Here is a 22,346-nt window from a genome sequence, read left to right on the forward strand (position 1 = left end):
GACTATTCCTAATAAAATAGAATTTCGCTGTGGTTTGATGCGGGCAGGATTAAAAAACAGGAGTCAAATGATGGGTTAACCGTACTGGATTTTTCACTGGCCTACCCAACGCTGATCCGCGTTAGCTACGCTTAAAGGACGTTGTTAAAAAAGGAGACGCTATGCAGCCTGATAACCGCGGATTACTGGCAGTCGATAAACAGGGCAATCGCGTGCTGTTTCTCAACCCGGACACTTTTGCAGTGCAACAGGAACTGAATGCCTTTCCACCCCGGCCACATGAGTTGTTGATGCTGCCGCAGTGGGAGAAAGCCTATGTCCCGATTTATGGTGATGGCATCCACGGCGATAATCCCCATCCGGGCCACAAAATCGCGGTGATTAATCTGCGTCAGCGGGTGATCAGTGGTTTTATCGATGTTACGCCCTTGCAGGCGCCACACAGCGGGCAACTGGGGCGCGACGGTAAAGTGTATCTCTGCTGCGAAAACAGCGCCACCGTGGCGGTGATTGATCCGCTTACCGATCGGCTGGAGAAAACCATTCCCCTGCCGTCACATAACGCCCACCGGCTGGCACTGTCACCCAGTGGGCGCAAGTTGTTCACTGAAAACGAAGAAGATGCCAGCATTACGGTGGTTGATCTTTGTGAGGCTGAAGGGCGGGTTATCGACACCATTCTGATGCCAGGACCGATTGCCGGTATCGCCGCCTCGCCAAAACATCCTTATCTGGTCGCCAGCGCGGCCGATGCCCCCTTACTTTATGTGGTGGATCGTCAGAGTCATCGCATTCGCCAGCGGTTACGTTTAGCGGGTCATCAGCAACCTTGTCAGGTCGTCCGTTTCAGCGCAGACGGTGAGCGGCTGGTGGCGATTGGCGATCATGAGGCAGTGATTACGCTGTTCGACGATCTTCTCAATCCCCTGGGTGATATCGCCGTGGGTGATAAACCGATGGATGGCTGTTTCAGTGATGACAAACGCACGTTGTTGATTGCCAATGAAGGCGAGGGGTCGTTGAGCGTGATCGATTTGGCGCAGTTAAGGGTGGTGGCCACGCCGCAGGTTGGGACGGGTTGTGAGGTGCTGAGTTATTTCACCCTCAAATAAAGGGGCGATGATAAATGGCGCTACTCCAGTGGCGGCTGCTGGCGTGTTTTTCTGCCTGCCAGCCGCGCTTGCGCAGTTCGCGTGCAATCAGTTTGTTCATAATGCCGTGGCCAACCAGCAGCACGGTGCCACGGTTTGATAGCAAAATCAGTTTGTCGGCAGCCTGTTGGGCGCGCTGGCGCGCATGCTGCACCGATTCCACATGCCCGGAATAGCCACACAGCCACAACAGGCGCAGCAGCGCCAACCAGACATTGAGCGGCAAATGTAGTCTTGCATAGGGCAAGAGCGGCATTGCCACTTCGCTGAAGACTTCATCCACTGCATGTGGCTGTAGCCCCAGACGTGTCAGTGAGGATCGGGCACGCGGCAACGGGCTGGAGGCGATGACACTGGCCTGGCTGGCGATCGCCATGCTGCGAGGTGGTGGTGAATCACAGATATCCGCCTGGTCGTAACCTTCACACCAGTCAGCCAGCGCTCGCGCCGTAAAGCGCCCGCTCACCGGATGGTTGGGTTTGCCATGTCGCATAAGAATGATGGTCATAACGCCTCGCAATGAATTTCTCCAGTGTAATGCAGCCGGTTGGCAACCTGGGAGAGTGGCAAGATTTCAGACAAATTCCCATCTGTCATCAAAACTTAACTGAATTATGCGACAAGTGGCGCGATGCAGGTTCAATCGCCACTTTGCTAATGATAAGCAGAAATCGTCAGTCTGGTGCATTTTTGACGTTTTTTTGCGCGCTCGCATTGCATTGTAATGTCATGAATTGACGCCATTTTTATCGATAATTCCTGAGAAATAGTAAAGATAAATTAATTGTTTTTACTGAAATCACTTGATTTATCTACGCGCGTAGATAGACTGATTACACAGTGATAGCTCACGGTGCCAAAGACGAAGTTGGCCTTGAGATGACGAAGTTACATTTGCCTTGTTAATGCGATCGGTGAAAAAAACATCGGCGAAGTCTGGCAAATCAGAGAATTCCAACACCAGGGAATCCTTTATTGACCTTGCATCCAGGTTTGCCCACTAAACGTCGCCACCGGGGCGTTCCGCTTGTTGCAAGGGAACCAGACCACGGAAGGGCGTTTGCTCGATCCTCATCTATCAGGGAAATGGTTATGACGGTACATCACTCCGTTTCGCAACAACGCGCACTGTCTTCTTCTTCGGCCGCCGATGCGCGGCTCGAAACTTCCTCTGGCCGCAAAGATTTCTGGCGCGCCACCTTATCCTGCTGGTTGGGTACGGCAATGGAGTATGCGGATTTCGCGCTCTATGGCCTTGCTGCCGGCATCATTTTTGGCGATGTATTCTTCCCCGAAGCCAGTCCGACGATGGCGCTGCTCTCCAGTTTTGCCACCTGGTCGGTTGGGTTTATTGCCCGTCCGATTGGCGCGCTCCTGTTCGGCTGGATTGGCGATCGTAAAGGCCGCAAGGTGGTGATGATCACCACCATCATTTTGATGGGGGCCTCTACCACGCTGATTGGTTTAATCCCCTCATACGCCAGCATTGGTATGTGGGCACCCGCCTGCCTGGTCCTGTTGCGCTTTACCCAGGGGTTAGGGGCGGGGGCTGAGTTGTCTGGCGGTACGGTGATGCTGGGCGAGTATGCACCGGTGCAACGTCGTGGCCTGGTCTCGTCGGTGATTGCGCTCGGTTCCAACAGCGGTACGTTGATCGCGTCACTGGTCTGGCTGGCGGTGGTGCAGATGGACCAGCAAAGCCTGCTCGCCTGGGGCTGGCGCATTCCGTTCCTCAGTAGCGTGCTGATTGCGCTGGTGGCGTTGTGGCTTCGTCGCCATCTGCGCGAAACCCCGGTATTCGAACGCCAGCAGGCGGAGCTGAAAGCGGAACGTGACGCGAGCCTCGCCACCCATGCCGCACCCACCGATACCCGCAGTTTCTGGCAGCGTAGCCGTGCCTTCTGGACCATGGTTGGCCTGCGTATTGGCGAAAATGGACCATCGTATCTGGCGCAAGGTTTTATCGTGGGTTATGTGGCGAAAGTGCTGATGGTGGACAAATCGGTGCCCACCACTGCGGTGTTTATCGCCTCGATTCTGGGTTTCCTGATCATTCCTTTGGCCGGCTGGCTCTCTGACCGCTTTGGCCGCCGCATTACCTACCGTGGTTTCTGTCTGCTGCTGATGTTCTACGCCTGGCCTGCGTTCCACCTGCTCGATAGCCGTGACCCGGCCATTGTTATTCCGGTGATGGTGGTGGGGATGGCGCTGGCGTCACTCGGTATCTTTGGCGTACAGGCGGCGTGGGGCGTTGAGTTGTTCGGTGTGAAGCATCGTTACACCAAAATGGCGGTGGCAAAAGAGCTGGGGTCTATCCTTTCAGGAGGCACTGCGCCATTGGTGGCTGCGGCGCTGCTGTCGTTTACCGGCCACTGGTGGGCGATTGCTATCTACTTTAGCGCCATGGCAACCATTGGGTTTCTGACCACCTTTGTGGCACCGGAGACGCGCGGGCGTGACCTCAATCTGCCGGATGATGCGATCTGACGTGCATCTGCCGCTACGGTTGGGTGCCAGGAACAGAATTCGAGGTAAAAGTATTGGCTAAATCGTCGTCCGGAAATGTCACGCGTAGTGACGTCGCCAAAGCCGCAGGCACCTCTGTGGCGGTGGTGAGTTACGTCATCAACAACGGACCTCGCCCGGTGGCAGAAGCTACACGTCAGCGGGTGCTGGAGGCGATCAAACAAACCGGCTACCGGCCAAATGCCGTGGCGCGTGCGCTGGCATCGGGCAGCACCAAAACCTTTGGCTTGATTGTGCCCAATATTGCCAACCCGTTTGTCGCATCGATGGCGCATCTGTTGTTACAGGAGTCGCTAAACCACGGGCACGTCATGTTGCTGGGCGATGCTGGTGATGATCGTCAGCGCGAGCTGGAGTTGATTCAGGGACTGCTGAATCGTCAGGTCGACGGCCTGTTTTATAACAGCGTCGATCGCCACCCTTATATCGATGTGATCAAAGCCAGTGGGACACCGTTTGTCATGCTCGATCGCGTTGAGCCACAACCCGGCGTCAGCATGCTGCGGGTGAATGAACGCGAAGCGGCACGTCAGGTGACAGCGCATCTGCTCAGTCACGGTTATCAGCAAGTTGGGATGATCAGTGGTCCACTGGAAATGTTGAATACGCAGGATCGTATTCAGGGCTGGCGTGATGCGCAGGCCGAGTATGGCTTGCAGGTGGATGAGGCGTTGATCTTCCCCGCCAGTTATACGCGACAGGGCGGCTACGATGCCGCATGGCGGATGATTAACAGCAACCGGGTGCCGCGTGCGCTTTTTGCCAGCAATGAAGGGCAGGCGATTGGCTGCATTCGTGCCTTTGCTGAATCTGGCTTACGCGTGCCGCACGATGTTGCGTTGGTCTGTTTTAACGGTACTGAGCAGTCGGCCTTTCATGTGCCGACGCTGACAACAGTACGCCAGCCGCTGCGTGAAATGGCGCAGCGCGCAATTGCCATGCTGAAAAACTGGGATGGCGAGGCGGAGCTGGCGGAATTTCCTCACCATCTGGAGATCGGTGAGTCCTGTGGTTGCCAACTAACCAGCCGAAAATAAATAACACCATGAAAAGATTGATTATTGATTGTGATCCGGGGAATGGCATTGCCGGTGCAAACACCGACGATGGGTTGGCTTTAGCCTTAGCGCTGGCGTCACCTGCTTTGTCAGTGGAATTGATCACCACCGTCACCGGTAATACCCCTTGTGCGGTGGGAACCCAGGTGGTGAAGGATCTGTTGCAGCGACTGGGCCTGAATATTCCGGTGGTGCAGGGTGCCCAGCAGGCATTACGCGAAGACCCGGCACCGTGGCGCGCGCGTCTTGATGGTGTCGAGGACAAAAAACTGGCCGAACTGTGGCGCGGCGTACGTCAGCCACAGCTGCTGCCAGCCGATGGCAATGATGCCGCAGGCGTGATGGGCCAGCTGATTTGTGACAATCCGGGCGAGTTTACCCTGGTGGCGATCGGTCCACTTACCAATGTGGCACAGGCGCTACAACGTTATCCGCAGATGGCGGAAGCGGTGGCGGAGATTGTCATCATGGGCGGCGTATTTGCGCTGGACGATTATATCAAAGACACCAATTTTGGCCTCGACCCGGAAGCGGCGCATCAGGTGCTGCACAGCGGGGCGACGGTGACGCTGGTGCCAATGGATGTCACCACGCAAACGTTGCTGACGCATCAGGATCTCAGCCGTCTTACCCACCATCAACATACACTCACCCAGTTTGTCCGGGAAACGCTGCGACCGTGGATTGATTACTCCATCCGTACCCGCCATTTGCCGGGCTGTTGGATCCACGATGCTTTGGTGGTCGCCTGGCTGTTGAATCAACGTGTCGCCGACGGCATGGATTATCATGTCGATGTGGAATTACGGCCTGGTGCCACGCGGGGTAAAAGTTGGCGTTATCGCACGCCGCTGCGTCTGGATGTGGGCATTCCGCACGATGCCGGCGCGCTGGTACATGTCCTGCACAGCGTCGATAACCCCTTGTTGCTGGACATCATCGAGCAGGCATTTAACGGCCTGAACAACTAAAAAAAGCCCGGTCATCGTGCTGGCGATGACCGTATTTCACCTGACATGCTTCCTTACACCGGGACGCACTCGCTGACAATTCCGCGTCACAGCCTGCCTTTCTGACATGCTATATACAAATAGTTAACAAAATAGTAACCGATGCAATCATTCGCACGGTAACGTTCACAAGAATGTCCGGCCAACGATCCGGGCGCTGTCAGACAGGATACCCCCTATGTTTAACTGGACTGCGACGCAGCGAAATGTGGCTTTTGCCAGTTTCGCCAGCTGGACGCTGGATGCGTTCGACTTCTTTATTCTGGTGTTTGTACTCAGCGATCTTGCCCAGTATTTCCACACCAGCGTTTCTGATGTTTCTATCGCGATTATGCTCACGCTGGCAGTGCGGCCAATTGGTGCGCTGCTGTTTGGTCGTCTCGCGGAAAAATATGGGCGTCGCCCGATTCTGATGCTCAATATTGTGCTGTTCTCGCTGTTTGAGCTGCTGTCAGCCTGGTCACCGAACTTTGCTGCTTTCCTGACGTTCCGCGTGATTTACGGCGTGGCAATGGGGGGCATCTGGGGCGTGGCCTCGTCGCTGGCGATGGAAACCATCCCGGATCGCTCACGGGGTTTGATGTCCGGAATTTTCCAGGCGGGTTATCCCTGTGGCTACCTGCTGGCGTCGATCATCTTCGGTTTGTTCTTCGAGAGCGTGGGCTGGCGCGGAATGTTTATGATTGGTGCGCTGCCGATTTTGTTGCTGCCCTTTATCTATTTCAAGGTGCCGGAATCCCCGGTGTGGCTGGCGGCGCGCCAGCGTAAAGAGAGTACCGCCTTGCTGCCGATTATTCGCCAGCACTGGAAAATCTGTATTTACATGGTGCTGTTGATGGCCTGCTTCAACTTCTTCAGCCACGGTACCCAGGATCTCTATCCCACCTTCCTGAAGGTACAACACCAGTTTGATCCGCACACCGTAAGCATTATTGCGATTAGCTACAATATCGCGGCGATGCTGGGCGGTATCTTTTTCGGTTCGCTGTCGGAGCGTATCGGGCGTAAGAAAGCCATTATGCTGGCGTCGTTTCTGGCGCTGCCGGTGCTGCCGTTGTGGGCGTTTTCCAGCGGTTCCTGGATGATTGGCATCGGTGCGTTTCTGATGCAGTTTATGGTGCAGGGCGCATGGGGTGTGGTACCGACCTATCTCACCGAGCTGGTGCCTGCCAATGCGCGTGCGGTGCTGCCGGGTTTTGTGTACCAGTTGGGGAACCTGATTGCCTCGGTTAACGCCACCTTACAATCGCGTATTGCGGAGGCACACGGCGGTAACTATGGCTTAGGGATGGCGATTGTTGCCGGGACGGTGGCGGTGTTGATATGCGTGTTTGTCGCATTTGGACGGGAAACGCGTGGCATTGAAATATCCGGTGCCGTGGCGCGCGAGTCGCATTAAAACGACTCGCAGACGTCAATCCATTTTGCCGCAGTGAGATCCGCCATACGCTGCGGCGAAATGCGCACCGCATTGTAAATTGAACCCGCCGCAGGCAGCACCTCATCGTAGCTACGTAATGAGACATCGCAATAGACGGTTAGCGGATTTTCCAGGCCGAATGGGCTGACTGCGCGGGCGGGATGGCCTGTCAGATTCACCACCTCATCGACGCACAACATACGTACTTTCCTGCCAAGTGTTGCTTTTAATTTGTCATTATCAAGACGCGCATCACCGCGCGTGACAATCAGCACGATTTTATCTTTTACTTTAAAAGACAGGGTTTTAGCGAGTTGTCCTGGCTCCACGTCATGCAGGCGTAGGGCCAGTTCAGCGTCCGGCATCTCGATGATATCGACATCCGGTGCATGTTCGGCAAAGAAGTGCCGTACCGACTCCAGGCTCATTTTTTTCTCCGGCAAAATCAAGCGCTAAAACTGCCATAAGCCCTCTCAACTGTAAACGAGAATGCAGGAGAATCTGTAACAGAATTTACTGAGCACACACCGCTGTTAATGTGCAGTTACCACAGCGTTCAACGTCGGGAATGCGGTAACGCTGGCAGCAACTACGGCGTTCCATCACGCCATTGCGTGGGATCATGGTGCGGTAAAGCGGGTTATCGCTGCCATCCAGCAGGGTACGGCTGAAAAACAACGCCTGCTCCAGCTGTGACACCACATCTGCGGGCAACAGCGTTTTTAACTCTCCAAGGAACCACCAGAAGGAGAATCCCATGTTGTTCCAGATCAGTTTGGCGTTGATATCACCGTGCTGTGCCATGCCATTTACGGCTGGAATCAGGTAGTGCTGGATCAGGCGATCGAGACGCTGCTGGGCGTTGAGGTAACGAGCATCCTCATCCTCCTGCACATCAATCCAGAAAGCGCAGGGATGGCCATTTTCATGGAATTCAACGTGAATCAGATGGGGAGCGCAGTTAAGCGCGCGTGGTTCCAGCAGCAGTGCCAGCATCAACGGTGACAGCAACAGGCCGAAATACCATTGCGCCCAGAGCGACTGGAGGGGCTTCGCCTCATGCGGGACATCAGGATGATTGCGATACAAATAATCGCTGTAGCGCTGGGTGAGGCGGCGGTAATGCTGGGGCTGGGACCATTCGGCAAGTGTTAAGGTGCCTGATGGCGCAGGCTGGCCGAGGTGGATTGTTTCCAGCATGTAGCTACGCTGTTCACGCATCAGATCTTCCAGTGCGCTCGCCAGCGTGCGGTCGCTTTGGATAAAGATCAGTGGATGTTCGCTGAAGCGATGATCCTGACGGGTGATAGTAGCCATGCCGGTCCTGAATGAAAACGGGAAGCGAAAAACAAATGATAATCGTTCCCGCTTCAGCTCACAAGACAACCCGGCGTTGGATTCACCGTCATGGCACCCGTGAATCCAACGTTTCAGGCGAGATCTTTAGTATCCAGCGGCGCTTTGGGTAAATCATCCCACGCCAGGATGGTATTACGTCCCTGATTTTTCGCCACATACAGGGCACGGTCAGCATTCGCGACCGCCTGATCAAAATCATCATCAAAAATCGGGGCGATACCTGCACTGATGGTGACGTGGGTCGAAACCTTCTCATTAAAGCGATGGGGAATTTCCAGATCGACCACGTACTGGCGAATGCGCTCGGCCAGTTTCATGGCAATTGAGGCGTTAACGTTCGTCATCAGTACCAGAAACTCTTCACCGCCGTACCGTGTCACCACATCGCGCGAGCGTACGGCATCGCGAATGGCGACCGAAACCCGTGCCAATGCCTGATCGCCCATCGCATGGCCGTAGTTGTCGTTGTAGGCCTTGAAATGGTCGATATCCAGCAGTAAGACGAAGTGGCTGCCTGCGTGATTTTCCAGAATGGTATCCAGACGGTTTTTCAGCCCCCGGCGGTTATACAAACCGGTTAACGGGTCCAGCATGCTTAAGTCGCTGAAACTCTCTTTCTCTTCATATAGCTGCCGCACCAGACGGCGGGTGAAATGATCGAAGCGGCGACGCATCAGATGGTGTAATGAAAAACCAATCAACGGCAAGGTGATGGTAAACAAAATCATCATTAAATGCTGACCATCATCCAGCAGTAAAACAGTGAATACCGGCGGCGTGATGTGTAAACAGAAAGCAACTAAATAATCACTTAGCGCAATGGCACTGACAAAAAATACGCTCAACAGACTGATTATTAAAAAACTACCATCAAAATAGAAAACCAGATGGTATTTGTGGTTTATGTGCCATGCCCATAATGCACCAAATAACAATGCCACAGGATTTAATAGCGGTAATTTTAGTTTTGGGCTGATTAAACAAAGTGTAAGTAAAGAGATGCTAAAGCCTGCCACCAGTACTGCTGGCAGTGAGTGGATGCTGGATGCCTCCCCTAAAAATGGTAACAAAGAAAATAGTGAAACAGCGACATTCAAAAACAGAAAAAGCATCAGTGAGAGCCGATATTTGCTGTGTTTCAATTCATCGTAAGATTGTAATTTCATTATTATTACTCGTAACAGCCCTGAAATATCAAAGCGCTACCCGGCCGGAATATTCTCCCTGCCAGGGTAATGAGCACATTATTGCTGTGTTATCAAAATAGTTATCGGCGGCAATTTAGCATTTTCCAGTAGTACTGTCATCCGCAGGGCTTTTTCGATAAAAAAAATCCGCTGCACAATGAGAAATATTATCATATGATAATACGAATACTTATCATTTGAGGGTTGCGCGATGATCATGGCGATGTTGGCTGCCTGCGGCTTATGGGGTGTGAGCTGGATTATGGGTAAACGCCTGGATAGCGGCTGGGGTGTGCTGTTGCCCTGTGCGGCGATGCCGGTCTTCGCACTATGGGAACCCAGTTTCAGCCAGTGGCGGTTAGTGATGATTGTGGCGTTGCTGCTGACAATAGTGATGTTGTTTCATCATCGTCTGCGTCATTATCTGCTGTTGCCTTCCTGCCTGGCGCTGGCGGGCGGATTAGCGGCGGTGTCAGTGAATTTTCATCTGATCTGAATGACAGAAATGACAAAATCACGCATAAGCGTGAGCAGAAGCTGTAAACATGATGGATGAGATAACCGGGAAGGATGACAACGTTGGTGCGAAGAGAGGGACTTGAACCCTCACGTCCGTAAGGACACTAACACCTGAAGCTAGCGCGTCTACCAATTCCGCCACCTTCGCATCGTAGTTGTCTGTTCATATCACCGCATTGGTGCGAAGAGAGGGACTTGAACCCTCACGTCCGTAAGAACACTAACACCTGAAGCTAGCGCGTCTACCAATTCCGCCACCTTCGCATTGTGCAGTGCGATATGAACTACGTGGTTTTTGGTGCGAAGAGAGGGACTTGAACCCTCACGTCCGTAAGGACACTAACACCTGAAGCTAGCGCGTCTACCAATTCCGCCACCTTCGCGTACCTGCAATACCTTAAGTATTGCTAACCACGGAGGCGCATTTTAGAGATTTTACTCAATGCGTCAACACATATTTCGCGGCGGTGAAACGATTGCTGGAAAAAGCAACGTTTCTGCCGCCGCGTCAGCAACATCGCTGAATTAACGTGCTTTCGCGCCGCGGCCGTAAACTGCACGGTAAACTTTAAAGCGTCCGGTTTGCGCCAGCACTTCATGGTTTCCGAAAGTCTCATCCAGCACCTGCGGATAGGGCAGGAAGGCGTTGGCGACGATACGCAGTTCGCCGCCACTGTTGAGATGTTTTGCCGCGCCACGAATCAGCGTATGTGCCGCATCGAGGCTGGTTTGCAGGCCATCATGGAACGGCGGGTTGGAGATGATCAGGTCAAAACGACCGGTGACATCGGAGAAGACGTTGCTGGCAAAGACTTCACCTTCAAGGCCATTAGCCGCCAGCGTGGCTTTACTTGCTGCTACTGCGGCGGCATGCACATCACACAGCCACAGACGGACTTTCGGCGAATGTTGCGCCAGCACGGTTGCCAGTACGCCACTGCCACAGCCAATATCCAGCACCTTACCTTTGGTGTGCGGCGTCAGCGTCGAGAGCAGCAGCGCGCTTCCGGCATCAAGGCCGTCACGGCTGAATACGCCAGGCTGGGTGTGAATGGTCAGGCCATCCAGCATATAACTGTCGTTGAAGGCATCGGCATCGAAGCCGGGCTGCTGTTCCAGTTGCCCGTGGTACAGGCCGCAGCGACGTGCGCTGTCGATCTTTTCCAGTTTGGCCCACGACTCCACCATGCCTTCCGCGCTACGGACACCGCTACGGTTTTCGCCGACGACAAAAATATCGCTACCAACCGGCATCAGCGAGAGCAGGTTTTGCAGTTGGAACTGCGCTTCCGGTTTATTCTTCGGCCAGAAGTAAACCAGGGTATCGCAGCCTGCCACATCCGCCGCACTTGCGACCAGGCCATAGACCGCGCGCTCCGCGAGGCGGCGGCTAAGGTTCTGCCAGTGATGATATTGCTGGGTATGCACGCGTGTTGACGCGGTTTCCAGCTGAGCGGGCAGGTCATCCTGCAAATCGCCAGCAAACAAAACATGGCGGGCGGTAAATTCATCACTGTGGCGCAGAATCACTTCACTGGCCGGGGTAAAAGCAGACATGGATGGCTCCTGTTAAATCAGAGCGGGGATTATAGTGCTTTGTTGGCGCATGTTCGATGGGTTTGCTAGCATAGCGTCGCATTCTGGCAGCACAACGGGTAACAGCATGACATCAAGGCGCGACTGGCTTTTACAGCAAATGGGGATTACGCAGTATCAACTGCGGCGTCCACGCGTGTTGCAGGGAGAGATTGCCGTTCGGCTTACGCCAGAGACTCGTCTGGTCTTGGTGGCGGAACACGCTCCGGCGTTGCATGAGCCGTTGGTTCGCGATGTGTTGCGTACCCTAAACCTGCAACCCGCGCAGGTAATGACGCTCACGCCAGAACAGCTCCAGATGCTACCGGAACAGGTGGATTGTGCCGGCTGGTTGCTGGGTGTCGAGAGCTCGCATCCTTTTAATGGCGTCACTTTTGCGACCGCCGCTTTCAATGAATTAATCAGTAGCGGTGCGGCGAAACGCGCCCTCTGGCAACAGATGTGTAACCATGACAGCCATCTCTTTAGTCACCCCTGAAGACCAACCACAGCTGCTGGCGATTGAGCGCCGCAGCCATGCGTTTCCCTGGAGCGAACAGACGTTTGCCAGCAATCAGGGTGAACGTTTTTTAAATTTTCGCATTGAGGCGGAAGGCCGTCTGGTCGGTTTTGCCATCACCCAGGTGGTGCTGGATGAAGCTTCGCTGTTCAATATCGCTGTCGATCCTGATTTTCAACGCCGTGGCTATGCCCGCCAGTTATTGCAGCATCTGATTGCTGAGCTGGAAAAGCGCGAGGTCATGACGCTGTGGCTGGAAGTTCGTGCCTCCAATCTGGCGGCGATAGCGCTGTATGAACAGCTGGAGTTTCACCAGGTAAGCCGCCGCCCCAATTACTACCCCACTGCCAGCGGAAGAGAAGACGCCATTATCATGGCATTGACGCTGTAGCGTTTTGGCTGAGGAGATCTATGTTAAACGACTGGGACTGCATTATTTTTGATGCGGATGACACGCTATTTCACTTCGACGCCTATGCCGGTTTGCAACGCATGTTTGCCGGTTATGACGTGCAATTCACCGATCAGGATTACGCCGATTACCAGGCGATCAACAAACCGCTGTGGGTCGATTATCAGAACGGAGCGATTTCGGCGTTGCAGCTACAGACACGCCGCTTCACTGGTTGGGGCGAAAAACTCAGCGTGGCCCCGGAAGTGCTCAACAGCGGCTTTCTGAACGCAATGGCGGAAATCTGCCTGCCTTTGCCGGGGGCGGCCCGTTTGCTTGACGCGCTGCACGGCAAGGTGAAGATCGCCATCATTACCAACGGCTTTACCGCGTTGCAGCAGGCGCGTCTCGAACGCACCGGCTTCCGTGATTATTTTGATGCGCTGGTGATTTCGGAGCAGGTCGGCGTACCCAAGCCCGATCGTGCCATCTTTGATCACACGCTGGCGCTGCTCGGCAACCCGGCGCGTGAACGGGTATTGATGGTGGGGGATACACCGGAATCGGATATCCTCGGCGGCATCAATGCCGGATTGAAAACCTGCTGGTTCGATCACGGTACGCGTCCGTTGCCTGAGCACATCATCCCGGACTGGCAGGTCACATCGCTGTCTGAGTTGGAAAACTTACTGACGCAGCGTTAAAAGTATCTATTCATCATTGAGATGATTATGCGTCTGAAGGCCCGCTGAGCGGGCCTTTTTTCATGCTAGAATCTATTCATAAATCTATTCATCAACGAGGGCGCGATGGCGGATATCACGACACAGCTGTTGGATGGCCCATTAGGTGCGGCTGAGCTGTTGCGCCGTCTTGGCATCAGCCAGGCGACGCTTTCGCGCCAGTTACGTCAACAGGATCAGGTCGTGCGTTGGGGCAAAGCCCGCGCCACGCGCTATGCTCTGCTGCGCCCGTTGCGCGGTGAAAGCCGTTTTCCTCTTTATCGGGTGCTGCCGTCGGGTCAGACGGTACAAGCAGGCTGGCTGGTACGTACCTGGCCGCAGGGCAGTTGTTTGCATCTGGATGAACAGGAGAACGGGACGTTCTACGATGGATTGCCGTGGTTCCTCAGCGATATGCGTCCCCAGGGGTTTCTCGGACGGCTGTGGGGAAGAGAGAATGCGCATGCACTCGGGTTAACCGAGGATCTCCGTGTCTGGAGCGATGAGCAGTGCCTGATGGCATTGACGGTAACGGGCATGGACATGCCGGGCAACTGCCTGCTCGGTGCAACGGCGTATCAGCGTTGGTTGCAGCAATCTGCCCCCGTGCTGCTGAGCGCCGGGCAAAAAATTATGCGCTATCCGCAACTGGCACAGCAGGTGCTGAACGGTGATGAGGTGGGGTCATCGGCGGCGGGTGAGCAGCCAAAGTTCCTGTGTTATGCCGAAACCGCCCACGGCGAACATCACTGCCTGGTCAAATTCACGGTGCCGCGTCAGAGCGAAAACAGCCAGCGCTGGCGTGATTTACTGCGGGCGGAACATCTGGCACTGCGGCAATTGGCCGAGGCAGGGCTGGCGGCAGCACGTAGCCAGATTATTGAACAAGGCGGCCAGTTGTTCCTCGAAGTTGAGCGCTTCGATCGTGAAGGCGAACGAGGACGGCGTGGGATGTGTTCGCTGGAAGCGGTCAGCGCGGAATTTTTAGGGCGACAGCAGCACTGGCCGGATGCGTTGCGCGAACTGGCGCGCCAGCAACGGCTGGATGAAGCATCAAAGCAGCGTGGGACGCTGCAATGGGCCTTTGGTCGCCTGATCGCCAACAGCGATATGCACGCCGGGAACCTGTCGTTTTATACCGACGGGGAACAGCTGCAACTGACCCCGGCCTACGACATGCTACCGATGGCGTTGGCACCGAACTCGCTCGGTCATATGCGTGACGAGGTGAATTTAACCCTCGACTTTTCGCTTTCCGGTGAGGTGTGGCGGATGGCCAGCGCAATGGCGAAAAGCTATTGGCAGACCATTGCAGCAGAAGGGGCGTTTAGTGAAGGGTTCCGGCTGATTGCGCGCCAGGCACAGCAGCAACTGGCTGCGCTGGACCTGACGCTGGACAAAATGGCCTGAACTGGTAAATCTGCAAAAATTCGTAGCGGCGCGATTTATCGCGCGGGTGTGACTGACAGCAAGCACAGAAATGCGCGATAAATCGCACCGCTACGGCTTACTGTTTTCCGCTTCCGCCTCTTCTTCTTTATCCTCTTTCACCGGTGTACTGGCGGTGAGCAGGAACGGCGACTGCTGCCAGCGGGTGCGGCGGTCGCGCAGCAGGGTACGGGTCAGGATGATGCCAATCGCCAGCGCCAGCAGCATCATCAGACGCAGAATGTTGGTGGTGTTATCTACCTGGCGCGATTCGGTGACCAGTACGTGGGTGTCCAGCGTGATACGCAGAAAACCCAGCGGGCCGTCTTTACCGTTGAGCGGCTGCACAATCTGATGATTGAAATAGCTACCGGCGCGTTTGCCATCGAGGGCGAGGCGGTCGCGCACATCGATGCTTTCGCCGCTGTGTGCCACCAGGCTGCCATCATCAGCATAAACAGAAGCATCCAGGATGCGGCTGTTGTCCGTGAGCTGATTCAGCACCGCTTCAATTTGCGCGCGATTATCATCGCTGTTATCCATCAAGGGTTGCAGGCTGAATGCCACCTGTTTGGTCAGGGTGCGGGCCAGCTCCTCCACCTGTTCGGAGCGCGCCATTTGGTGCCCGAGACTAAACCAGGATGCTCCCTGCATCAGCACCACTAACAGGGCCAGCGAGATAAGAACAATCACCGTGCGGTGCAGGCGAAATTTCAGTGCGGTTTTAACCATCAGAAACCCGTGTGACATAACAGCAGAAAGGCTGGCAATTATGTTGCCAGAACCCGCGCAGACAAGGTAGCCTCTTGCGTGGTTTTGTTGTCCCTACAGGAGCTGTAATGCCAAATCGTCTTACCTGGTGCGATCTGCCCGCCGATGTATCCCTTTGGCCGGGTCTACCCCTTTCCCTCAGCGGTGATGAAGTGATGCCGCTGGATTACCGTGCTGGTCGGACTGGCTGGCTGCTGTATGGGCGCGGGCTTGATAAACAAAAGCTGACTGACTATCAGCATCAGCTGGGCGCAGCGATGGTGATCGTCAGCGCCTGGAATGTTGATGAGTACCAGGTGATTCGTCTGGCTGGCTCTCTGACGCCGCGAGCGACCAAACTGGCGCATGATGCCGGTTTTGATGTGGCACCGCTTGGCAAAATTCCCCACCTGAAAACCCCGGGTTTACTGGTGATGGATATGGACTCCACGGCGATTCAGATCGAATGTATTGATGAAATCGCCAAACTGGCGGGCAGCGGCGAACGCGTGGCGGAAGTGACCGAACGCGCGATGCGTGGCGAACTGGATTTCAAAGCCAGCCTGCGCGAACGAGTCGGCACGCTGGCCGGTGCCGATGCCAATATCCTGAAGCAGGTACGTGATACGCTGCCTTTGATGCCGGGCCTGACCACGCTGGTGCAGAAATTACAGGCGCTGGGTTGGCAGGTGGCGATCGCCTCTGGCGGCTTTACCTATTACGCTGACTATCTGCGCGACACCTTGCATCTGGCGGCAGCCGTGGCTAATGAACTGGAAATCCGCGACGGCAAACTGACCGGCCAGGTGCTGGGCCAGATTGTCGATGCACAATTTAAAGCCGATACCCTGAATAACCTGGCGCAGCGTTTTGCCATTGCCCCGGAGCAGACCGTGGCGATTGGCGACGGAGCCAATGACCTGCCGATGATTAAAACCGCCGGTCTGGGTATTGCCTATCATGCTAAACCCAAAGTGAATGAGCAGACGGAGGTCATTATCCGTCACGCTGACCTGATGGGGGTGTTCTGCATCCTGAGCGGCAGCCTGATTCACGAAGAACGTTAATTAAGGAACGGATTTGGCCAAAGCGGCAAAACGCGCTTTCGTTTGTAATGAATGCGGCGCTGACTATCCGCGCTGGCAGGGGCAATGCAGCGCCTGCCATGCCTGGAATACCATCACCGAGGTGCGCATTGCCGCCTCGCCAGCCGCTGCGCGCAACGAGCGCCTGAGTGGTTACGCCGGAAGCGCCGGTACCAGCCGGGTGCAGAAGCTGTCGGAGATCAGCCTTGAGGCCCTGCCGCGTTTCTCCACCAGTTTTAAAGAGTTTGACCGTGTGCTCGGCGGCGGCGTGGTGCCGGGCAGCGCGATTCTGATTGGCGGCAACCCCGGTGCCGGGAAATCAACGCTGCTGTTGCAGGTGATGTGTAAGCTGGCGGAGGGGATGAAAACCCTGTACGTCACTGGCGAAGAATCGCTGCAACAGGTGGCCATGCGCGCCCATCGTCTGGGATTACCCACCGAAAATCTGAATATGCTGTCGGAAACCAGCATCGAACAGATCTGCCTGATCGCCGAGCAGGAACAACCGAAACTGATGGTGATCGACTCGATCCAGGTGATGCATATGGCGGAGATCCAATCTTCGCCGGGTAGTGTAGCGCAGGTGCGTGAAACTGCCGCTTATCTGACGCGTTTCGCAAAAACGCGTGGCGTGGCGATTGTGATGGTGGGACATGTCACCAAAGATGGCTCACTGGCTGGTCCTAAAGTGCTGGAGCATTGCATCGACTGTTCCGTGTTGCTGGATGGTGACGCCGATTCACGTTTCCGTACCCTGCGCAGCCACAAAAACCGTTTTGGCGCGGTGAACGAGTTAGGGGTGTTCGCTATGACCGAGCAGGGGATGCGTGAAGTCAGCAATCCCTCGGCCATCTTTCTGTCTCGCGGTGATGAAATCACCTCGGGCAGCTCGGTGATGGTGGTGTGGGAAGGTACACGCCCGCTGCTGGTGGAGATTCAGGCGCTGGTGGACCACTCCATGATGGGCAATCCACGTCGCGTGGCGGTGGGTCTGGAGCAGAATCGCCTGGCGATCCTGTTGGCGGTGCTGCATCGTCACGGTGGATTACAGATGGCGGATCAGGACGTGTTCGTCAACGTGGTGGGTGGCGTAAAAGTCACGGAAACCAGTGCCGACCTCGCGTTGCTGCTGGCGATGGTCTCCAGCTTGCGCGATCGTCCTCTGCCACAGGATCTGGTGATTTTCGGCGAAGTCGGGTTGGCCGGTGAAATTCGCCCGGTGCCCAGTGGTCAGGAACGTATTTCCGAAGCCGCCAAGCATGGTTTCAAGCGCGCGATAGTGCCCGCAGGCAATGCACCGAAAAAACTGATTGAGGGGATGAAGGTTTACAGCGCGAAGAAGCTGGCGGATGCGCTGGCGATTCTGGACGAGCTGTAATGCCTCAGCCTGACTAACATTTTGCACACCTCCCTCTCCCGTCTTGCGGGAGAGGGCCGGGTGAGGGCAACCAGCCGCACTTTCCATGCAGGAGGCACATCATGTCATCATTTGACTACCTGAAAACCGCCATTCGCCAGCAGGGCCATACGCTGCAACAGGTGGCGGATGCCAGCGGGATGACCAAAGGCTATTTAAGCCAGTTGCTGAATGCCAAAATCAAAAGCCCCAGCGCCGCTAAACTGGAAGCGTTACATCGCTTTCTCGGTCTGGAGTTTCCGCGTCGCGAGAAGACCGTCGGCGTGATATTCGGTAAGTTCTACCCGCTGCACACCGGTCATATTTATCTGATCCAGCGCGCCTGTAGCCAGGTTGATGAATTGCATATCATCATGGGACATGATGATCCGCGCGATCGTGAATTATTTGAAAACAGCGCCATGTCGCAGCAGCCGACAGTCAGCGATCGCCTGCGCTGGCTGCTGCAAACCTTCAAATACCAGAAAAACATCCGTATCCACTCCTTCAACGAAGAAGGCATCGAGCCTTATCCGCACGGCTGGGATGTGTGGAGTGAAGGCGTTAAAGCGTTTCTGGCGCAGCAGGGCATTGAAGCGGATTGCGTCTACACCAGCGAAGCACCGGATGCGCCGATGTATCAGCAGCACCTCGGTATTGAAGCGGTGGTGCTCGATCCCAATCGATCCTTTATGAGCATCAGCGGTGCGCAGATTCGCCAGGATCCGTTCCGCTATTGGGAATATATTCCGACTGAGGTCAAGCCGTTCTTTGTGCGCACCGTGGCGATCCTTGGCGGTGAGTCGAGCGGGAAATCGACGCTGGTCAATAAGCTGGCGAACATCTTCAATACCACCAGCGCGTGGGAATATGGCCGCGATTATGTGTTCTCTCACCTTGGTGGCGACGAGATCGCGCTGCAATATTCGGACTATGACAAAATCGCCCTCGGTCAGGCGCAGTACATCGATTTTGCCGTCAAGTACGCCAACAAAGTGGCCTTTATCGATACCGATTTCATCACCACCCAGGCGTTTTGCCTCAAGTATGAGGGGCGCGAACATCCGTTTGTGCAGGCGCTGATTGATGAATACCGTTTCGACCTGGTGATTCTGCTGGAGAATAACGTGCCGTGGGTGGCGGATGGGTTGCGTAGCCTGGGCAGTTCAGTGGATCGACGCGAGTTTCAGTCGTTGCTGATCACCATGCTGCGTGAGAACAATATCGACTTCGTCCATGTGAAAGAGGACGACTACGACACGCGCTTCCTGCGCTGTGTCGAGTTGGTTAAACAGATGCTGGGGAACGGCGTCCCCCGTTAAACACGCCTCTGGCGTAGCGGCGCGATTTATCGCGCAATGTTTTTGGCGCGTGTAAATCACGCCGCTACGTATTTCCGCCTTAATGCGACGCCAGTGCGCGCAGCGTATTAACCCCTTTCTGCCGTACCAGCAGCGCCAGCAATAGCATTCCCGTCAAAGCCAGTACGCTCGCCAACACAAAGGCGGTGTGATAGCCGCCGCCGTACTGGATAAGGAAGCCAGTAATCCCCGGTGACAGAATGCCCGCCAGATTCGCCAGCAGATGAACAAACCCGCCTGCCGTACCAATTCGTCCTGCCGGAACGATATCCTGCAACAATGACCAGCAGGCTTGCGGCGTCATATAAGCAAACACGCTCGCCAGGGTAATCAAGGTGACGGCCGCAGCCAGGCTCTGGCTCCAGGCGGTCAGCAGCACGCATAACGCGGCGACGGCCAGTCCGACAAAAATCACCAGCTTACGAGACAGCAGGAAATTCTGCGTGCGGCGAAACAGCATGTCGCACACCACGCCACCACCAAGAAAACCAACGGTGGCACCGAGCCACGGCAGAATACCGATGATGCTCATGCTTTTGATATCCAGATGCTGGAAGTCGGTCAGGTAACTCGGCAGCCAGGAGAGGAAGAAATACTGGATGTAGTTGAAGCAGAAAAAGGCACTGGCGACGCCTAACACCGGCAGTGAGAAGACGTAGCGCCACAGCGAGTGCTGATCCTGCTGCGGGGTGCTGGCGCTCTGGCTGGCCGGACGTTGCTGCATAATCAGCTGACTTTCCTCGCGGCTGACGCGCGGATGCTGCTCTGGCTTATCACGGAACAGCAGCAGCCAACTGGCGACCCAGATAAAGCCCAGCGCGGCAATCACGATGAAAGCGATACGCCAGCCAAAATTCAGCCCAACCAGACCAACAATCGGTGCGGCAATGGCTGCACCCAGCGGCTGTCCGGCATTGGTAAAACCGACTGCCCGGCCAACTTCCTGGCGCGGGAACCAGTTAGCAATCGATTTGTTGGTGGTGGTACCCATCGGCCCCTCGCCGATACCAAACAGCATACGCACAATCAACAGATGACCAAAGCCGGTGACCAGCGCGGTAGCACCGCAAAACAGCGACCAGATCGAAGCCGCCCAGGCATAGACACGACGTGGGCCAAAGCGGTCAGCCCCCCAGCCGCCAAGAAAACAAAACAGGCAATAACCAATAAAGAAGCAGCTAAACAGGATGCCCATCTGTGCATCATCAATGCCGAGATCTTTTTTCACCAGTGGCGCCATGACCGACAGTGCGGCGCGATCGAGATAGTTGAGCATCCCGGCGCAGAACAGCAGCAGGGCAATGACCACACGATAATTTTTAAACATGATGCACTCCCTGTTGATCCACCCGTTGATGGGTTATCCGATACTCGCGTAACACCTGCTCGTCGGGCTGATAACCGAGGCCAGGACGATCGCTCAGGGTAAAGTGCACGTCGTGGGGCAGATCGGGGTAAAGATCGACGGCGAAGTCGATCCACGGGATCTCCATTTTGACGCTGTCTGGCAGCAACGCGACCAGATGAGCGGTAGCCAGCATCCCTGCGCCGTAATAGAAGCAGTGCGGCACCACGCGTACGCGATATTGCTGCGCCAGGTCGAAGACATGCAGGGCGGCAGTGATACCGCCGACTTTGGTGACGCTGGGTTGCACCACATCGACTGCGCCACTTTCCAGCAGATTGACGAAACCGAAATCACCATCGACGTTTTCACCGGCGGCCAGCGGTACACCGACGCGACGCAACTGCGCCAGACCATCAAAATCATCCGGTGGCCAGATCGGCTCCTCCAGCCAGCCCAGCTCCAGCGCACGCAGTTCATAAGCGTGCTGGCTCGCCTGCGCACGCGTCCACGGACAGTTAACGTCCACCATTAACTGCGCGTCAGCAGGCAGTGCAGCACGGGCAGCAGCGATAGCGGGGCTGGCTGTTTCATGCAGCTTCATGGTGCGGAATCCCTGCTGATAAGCGCGCTGCACCTGGGTGGCGACTTCTTCGGGATCATTGGCGTAGCTTACCAGGCTGGCATAGCGCTCGATCTGATGACGCGTAGCCCCCAATAGTTGCCACAGCGGTTGCTGGCGCTGCTGGCCGAGCAAATCCCACAAGGCGATATCAAGAGCGGAAAGGGCGTAGCGCACCGGGCCACTGCGGCCAAACGCATGCAGAGCCTGCTCGGCGTTCTGCATTAATGACGCGATTGCCGGTTCGCTGTCGGGGAGTGGCTGTTGCAGGAAAAAGGGGGCGACCAGGCTGCACAGCGCCTGCTCCGTGACCGGGTTAGCCAGATGCCCGAAGGCTTCTCCCCAACCCACCAGTCCGTTGTCGCTGGTGACTTTAACCAGCAGGGTTTCCATCCGGCTCAACGACGGCGAGGCCGCGTTAAACGTGGTTTCTTGCTCCGCTGGTGGACGTCGATGAGCATCAAAGGGGATCGCGATGCGCATCACTTCAATCGTAGATATCTTCATGCCATAGACCTCAAAAGGGTGCGCCCGGCGTGAGTAGTTATGAAAAATGCCGGGACGGATAGGGATACATCGGGTCAATAGCGAGTATAAAAAGCAGGCAAAACGGGAACATCGGGCAACAGCCCAGGAGTGAAAGCGGATTCAGGCGGGTTTTTGTGCTGATTAACGGCGCGTGGTGCAGGGGATCACAAATATGATGGAAATATCATAACTGCACGATAAATCGTGCCGCTACGGGTTGGGTAAATATCATCATTGCACGATAAATCGTGCCGCTACGGGTTGGGCAAATATCATCACTGCACGATAAATCGCGTGGCAACGGGATGGGCAAATATCATCACTGCACGATAAATCGTGCCGCTACGGGTTGGGCAAATATCATCACTGCACGATAAATCGTGCCGCTACGGG

General features: G+C 55.4%; 21 protein-coding genes and 3 tRNA genes. 13 read left to right on the top strand and 11 right to left on the bottom strand.

Annotation, left to right across the window (positions count from 1 at the left end):
- The first annotated feature begins 161 nt into the window (after positions 1 to 161).
- A complete protein-coding gene (locus L579_RS19025; RefSeq protein WP_021185802.1) occupies positions 162 to 1,112 on the top strand; it encodes a hypothetical protein in 951 nt (316 codons plus the stop codon).
- Here L579_RS19025 and L579_RS19030 read toward each other — a convergent pair.
- Positions 1,105 to 1,659: a histidine phosphatase family protein gene (locus L579_RS19030; RefSeq protein ID WP_021185803.1), complete on the bottom strand. Its 555-nt coding sequence runs from the start codon at positions 1,657 to 1,659 to the stop codon at positions 1,105 to 1,107. The genes L579_RS19025 and L579_RS19030 overlap by 8 nt on opposite strands.
- A 584-nt stretch (positions 1,660 to 2,243) precedes the next feature.
- On the opposite strand from L579_RS19030, the gene L579_RS19035 reads away from it, so the two are divergent.
- From L579_RS19035 to L579_RS19050, 4 genes are all read left to right on the top strand, one after another.
- Positions 2,244 to 3,638 (top strand): MFS transporter, encoded by a 1,395-nt coding sequence (locus tag L579_RS19035; RefSeq protein WP_021185804.1) that lies wholly within the window; start codon positions 2,244 to 2,246, stop codon positions 3,636 to 3,638.
- 53 nt (positions 3,639 to 3,691) lie between these two features.
- On the top strand, positions 3,692 to 4,714 hold the full coding sequence (locus L579_RS19040) for a LacI family DNA-binding transcriptional regulator (protein WP_021185805.1): 1,023 nt from the start codon (positions 3,692 to 3,694) through the stop codon (positions 4,712 to 4,714).
- An 8-nt stretch (positions 4,715 to 4,722) separates the two neighbouring features.
- Positions 4,723 to 5,706, top strand: a complete 984-nt coding sequence (locus L579_RS19045; RefSeq protein WP_036627489.1) for a nucleoside hydrolase — start codon at positions 4,723 to 4,725, stop codon at positions 5,704 to 5,706.
- Between the two features lie 217 nt (positions 5,707 to 5,923).
- Positions 5,924 to 7,144: an MFS transporter gene (locus L579_RS19050; protein ID WP_021185807.1), complete on the top strand. Its 1,221-nt coding sequence runs from the start codon at positions 5,924 to 5,926 to the stop codon at positions 7,142 to 7,144.
- Here L579_RS19050 and L579_RS19055 read toward each other — a convergent pair.
- From L579_RS19055 to L579_RS19065, 3 genes are all read right to left on the bottom strand, one after another.
- Positions 7,141 to 7,593 (bottom strand): YbaK/EbsC family protein, encoded by a 453-nt coding sequence (locus L579_RS19055; protein WP_021185808.1) that lies wholly within the window; start codon positions 7,591 to 7,593, stop codon positions 7,141 to 7,143. The two genes, L579_RS19050 and L579_RS19055, sit on opposite strands and share 4 nt — an antisense overlap.
- Before the next feature lie 85 nt (positions 7,594 to 7,678).
- Entirely contained in the window at positions 7,679 to 8,482 is an 804-nt protein-coding gene (gene fhuF / locus L579_RS19060; protein ID WP_021185809.1) for a siderophore-iron reductase FhuF, read from the bottom strand.
- Between the two features lie 113 nt (positions 8,483 to 8,595).
- Positions 8,596 to 9,690 carry a diguanylate cyclase gene (locus L579_RS19065; RefSeq protein WP_021185810.1) on the bottom strand — a complete coding sequence of 365 codons (1,095 nt, stop codon included), beginning with the start codon at positions 9,688 to 9,690 and terminating at the stop codon, positions 8,596 to 8,598.
- A gap of 232 nt (positions 9,691 to 9,922) precedes the next feature.
- On the opposite strand from L579_RS19065, the gene L579_RS19070 reads away from it, so the two are divergent.
- Positions 9,923 to 10,207, top strand: a complete 285-nt coding sequence (locus L579_RS19070; protein ID WP_021185811.1) for a DUF1435 domain-containing protein — start codon at positions 9,923 to 9,925, stop codon at positions 10,205 to 10,207.
- Between the two features lie 84 nt (positions 10,208 to 10,291).
- On the opposite strand, the gene L579_RS19075 is transcribed toward L579_RS19070, so the two are convergent.
- From L579_RS19075 to rsmC, 4 genes are all read right to left on the bottom strand, one after another.
- Positions 10,292 to 10,378, bottom strand: a tRNA-Leu gene (locus L579_RS19075).
- 29 nt (positions 10,379 to 10,407) lie between these two features.
- Positions 10,408 to 10,494: transfer RNA gene (locus L579_RS19080), tRNA-Leu, on the bottom strand.
- A 32-nt stretch (positions 10,495 to 10,526) separates the two neighbouring features.
- Positions 10,527 to 10,613 (bottom strand) — tRNA-Leu (locus L579_RS19085).
- 142 nt (positions 10,614 to 10,755) lie between these two features.
- Positions 10,756 to 11,787 (bottom strand): 16S rRNA (guanine(1207)-N(2))-methyltransferase RsmC, encoded by a 1,032-nt coding sequence (gene rsmC, locus L579_RS19090; protein WP_021185812.1) that lies wholly within the window; start codon positions 11,785 to 11,787, stop codon positions 10,756 to 10,758.
- A gap of 106 nt (positions 11,788 to 11,893) precedes the next feature.
- On the opposite strand from rsmC, the gene L579_RS19095 reads away from it, so the two are divergent.
- From L579_RS19095 to yjjJ, 4 genes are all read left to right on the top strand, one after another.
- A complete protein-coding gene (locus L579_RS19095) occupies positions 11,894 to 12,304 on the top strand; it encodes a DNA polymerase III subunit psi (RefSeq protein WP_036627493.1) in 411 nt (136 codons plus the stop codon).
- Positions 12,276 to 12,716, top strand: coding sequence for a ribosomal protein S18-alanine N-acetyltransferase (gene rimI / locus L579_RS19100; RefSeq protein WP_036627496.1), 441 nt, complete (start codon positions 12,276 to 12,278; stop codon positions 12,714 to 12,716). Before L579_RS19095 ends, rimI begins: the two co-directional genes overlap by 29 nt.
- A 20-nt stretch (positions 12,717 to 12,736) precedes the next feature.
- Positions 12,737 to 13,420, top strand: coding sequence for a pyrimidine 5'-nucleotidase (gene yjjG / locus L579_RS19105; protein WP_021185813.1), 684 nt, complete (start codon positions 12,737 to 12,739; stop codon positions 13,418 to 13,420).
- 105 nt (positions 13,421 to 13,525) lie between these two features.
- On the top strand, positions 13,526 to 14,848 hold the full coding sequence (yjjJ, locus tag L579_RS19110) for a type II toxin-antitoxin system HipA family toxin YjjJ (RefSeq protein WP_021185814.1): 1,323 nt from the start codon (positions 13,526 to 13,528) through the stop codon (positions 14,846 to 14,848).
- A 90-nt stretch (positions 14,849 to 14,938) separates the two neighbouring features.
- On the opposite strand, the gene L579_RS19115 is transcribed toward yjjJ, so the two are convergent.
- Entirely contained in the window at positions 14,939 to 15,598 is a 660-nt protein-coding gene (locus L579_RS19115) for a YtjB family periplasmic protein (protein ID WP_021185815.1), read from the bottom strand.
- Positions 15,599 to 15,705: 107 nt separating this feature from the next.
- Here L579_RS19115 and serB point away from each other — a divergent pair, with 107 nt between their 5' ends.
- The 3 genes from serB to nadR all read left to right on the top strand — a co-directional run bounded on the left by serB (position 15,706) and on the right by nadR (position 19,419).
- Positions 15,706 to 16,683 carry a phosphoserine phosphatase gene (gene serB / locus L579_RS19120; protein WP_021185816.1) on the top strand — a complete coding sequence of 326 codons (978 nt, stop codon included), beginning with the start codon at positions 15,706 to 15,708 and terminating at the stop codon, positions 16,681 to 16,683.
- 13 nt (positions 16,684 to 16,696) lie between these two features.
- Positions 16,697 to 18,079, top strand: coding sequence for a DNA repair protein RadA (gene radA / locus L579_RS19125; RefSeq protein ID WP_021185817.1), 1,383 nt, complete (start codon positions 16,697 to 16,699; stop codon positions 18,077 to 18,079).
- Positions 18,080 to 18,180: 101 nt separating this feature from the next.
- A complete protein-coding gene (gene nadR, locus L579_RS19130) occupies positions 18,181 to 19,419 on the top strand; it encodes a multifunctional transcriptional regulator/nicotinamide-nucleotide adenylyltransferase/ribosylnicotinamide kinase NadR (RefSeq protein WP_021185818.1) in 1,239 nt (412 codons plus the stop codon).
- Between the two features lie 79 nt (positions 19,420 to 19,498).
- On the opposite strand, the gene L579_RS19135 is transcribed toward nadR, so the two are convergent.
- On the bottom strand, positions 19,499 to 20,785 hold the full coding sequence (locus L579_RS19135) for an MFS transporter (RefSeq protein WP_021185819.1): 1,287 nt from the start codon (positions 20,783 to 20,785) through the stop codon (positions 19,499 to 19,501).
- Positions 20,778 to 21,932, bottom strand: a complete 1,155-nt coding sequence (locus L579_RS19140) for a mandelate racemase/muconate lactonizing enzyme family protein (RefSeq protein WP_036627499.1) — start codon at positions 21,930 to 21,932, stop codon at positions 20,778 to 20,780. The genes L579_RS19135 and L579_RS19140 overlap by 8 nt, the downstream gene beginning before the upstream one ends.
- Between the last annotated feature and the right edge of the window lie 414 nt (positions 21,933 to 22,346).

The sequence above is a fragment of the Pantoea sp. AS-PWVM4 genome (assembly GCF_000468095.1).
GTDB classification, from domain to species: Bacteria; Pseudomonadota; Gammaproteobacteria; order Enterobacterales; family Enterobacteriaceae; genus Pantoea; species Pantoea phytobeneficialis.

Excerpts from the sequence above, each read along its gene's own strand:
- L579_RS19025 (WP_021185802.1), top strand. The coding sequence starts at position 162 with ATGCAGCCTGATAACCGCGGATTACTGGCAGTCGATAAACAGGGCAAT.
- L579_RS19030 (WP_021185803.1), bottom strand. The coding sequence starts at position 1,659 with ATGACCATCATTCTTATGCGACATGGCAAACCCAACCATCCGGTGAGC.
- L579_RS19035 (WP_021185804.1), top strand. The coding sequence starts at position 2,244 with ATGACGGTACATCACTCCGTTTCGCAACAACGCGCACTGTCTTCTTCT.
- L579_RS19045 (WP_036627489.1), top strand. The coding sequence starts at position 4,723 with ATGAAAAGATTGATTATTGATTGTGATCCGGGGAATGGCATTGCCGGT.
- L579_RS19050 (WP_021185807.1), top strand. The coding sequence starts at position 5,924 with ATGTTTAACTGGACTGCGACGCAGCGAAATGTGGCTTTTGCCAGTTTC.
- L579_RS19055 (WP_021185808.1), bottom strand. The coding sequence starts at position 7,593 with ATGAGCCTGGAGTCGGTACGGCACTTCTTTGCCGAACATGCACCGGAT.
- fhuF (WP_021185809.1), bottom strand. The coding sequence starts at position 8,482 with ATGGCTACTATCACCCGTCAGGATCATCGCTTCAGCGAACATCCACTG.
- L579_RS19065 (WP_021185810.1), bottom strand. The coding sequence starts at position 9,690 with ATGAAATTACAATCTTACGATGAATTGAAACACAGCAAATATCGGCTC.
- L579_RS19070 (WP_021185811.1), top strand. The coding sequence starts at position 9,923 with ATGATCATGGCGATGTTGGCTGCCTGCGGCTTATGGGGTGTGAGCTGG.
- rsmC (WP_021185812.1), bottom strand. The coding sequence starts at position 11,787 with ATGTCTGCTTTTACCCCGGCCAGTGAAGTGATTCTGCGCCACAGTGAT.
- L579_RS19095 (WP_036627493.1), top strand. The coding sequence starts at position 11,894 with ATGACATCAAGGCGCGACTGGCTTTTACAGCAAATGGGGATTACGCAG.
- rimI (WP_036627496.1), top strand. The coding sequence starts at position 12,276 with ATGACAGCCATCTCTTTAGTCACCCCTGAAGACCAACCACAGCTGCTG.
- yjjG (WP_021185813.1), top strand. The coding sequence starts at position 12,737 with ATGTTAAACGACTGGGACTGCATTATTTTTGATGCGGATGACACGCTA.
- yjjJ (WP_021185814.1), top strand. The coding sequence starts at position 13,526 with ATGGCGGATATCACGACACAGCTGTTGGATGGCCCATTAGGTGCGGCT.
- L579_RS19115 (WP_021185815.1), bottom strand. The coding sequence starts at position 15,598 with ATGGTTAAAACCGCACTGAAATTTCGCCTGCACCGCACGGTGATTGTT.
- serB (WP_021185816.1), top strand. The coding sequence starts at position 15,706 with ATGCCAAATCGTCTTACCTGGTGCGATCTGCCCGCCGATGTATCCCTT.
- nadR (WP_021185818.1), top strand. The coding sequence starts at position 18,181 with ATGTCATCATTTGACTACCTGAAAACCGCCATTCGCCAGCAGGGCCAT.
- L579_RS19135 (WP_021185819.1), bottom strand. The coding sequence starts at position 20,785 with ATGTTTAAAAATTATCGTGTGGTCATTGCCCTGCTGCTGTTCTGCGCC.
- L579_RS19140 (WP_036627499.1), bottom strand. The coding sequence starts at position 21,932 with ATGAAGATATCTACGATTGAAGTGATGCGCATCGCGATCCCCTTTGAT.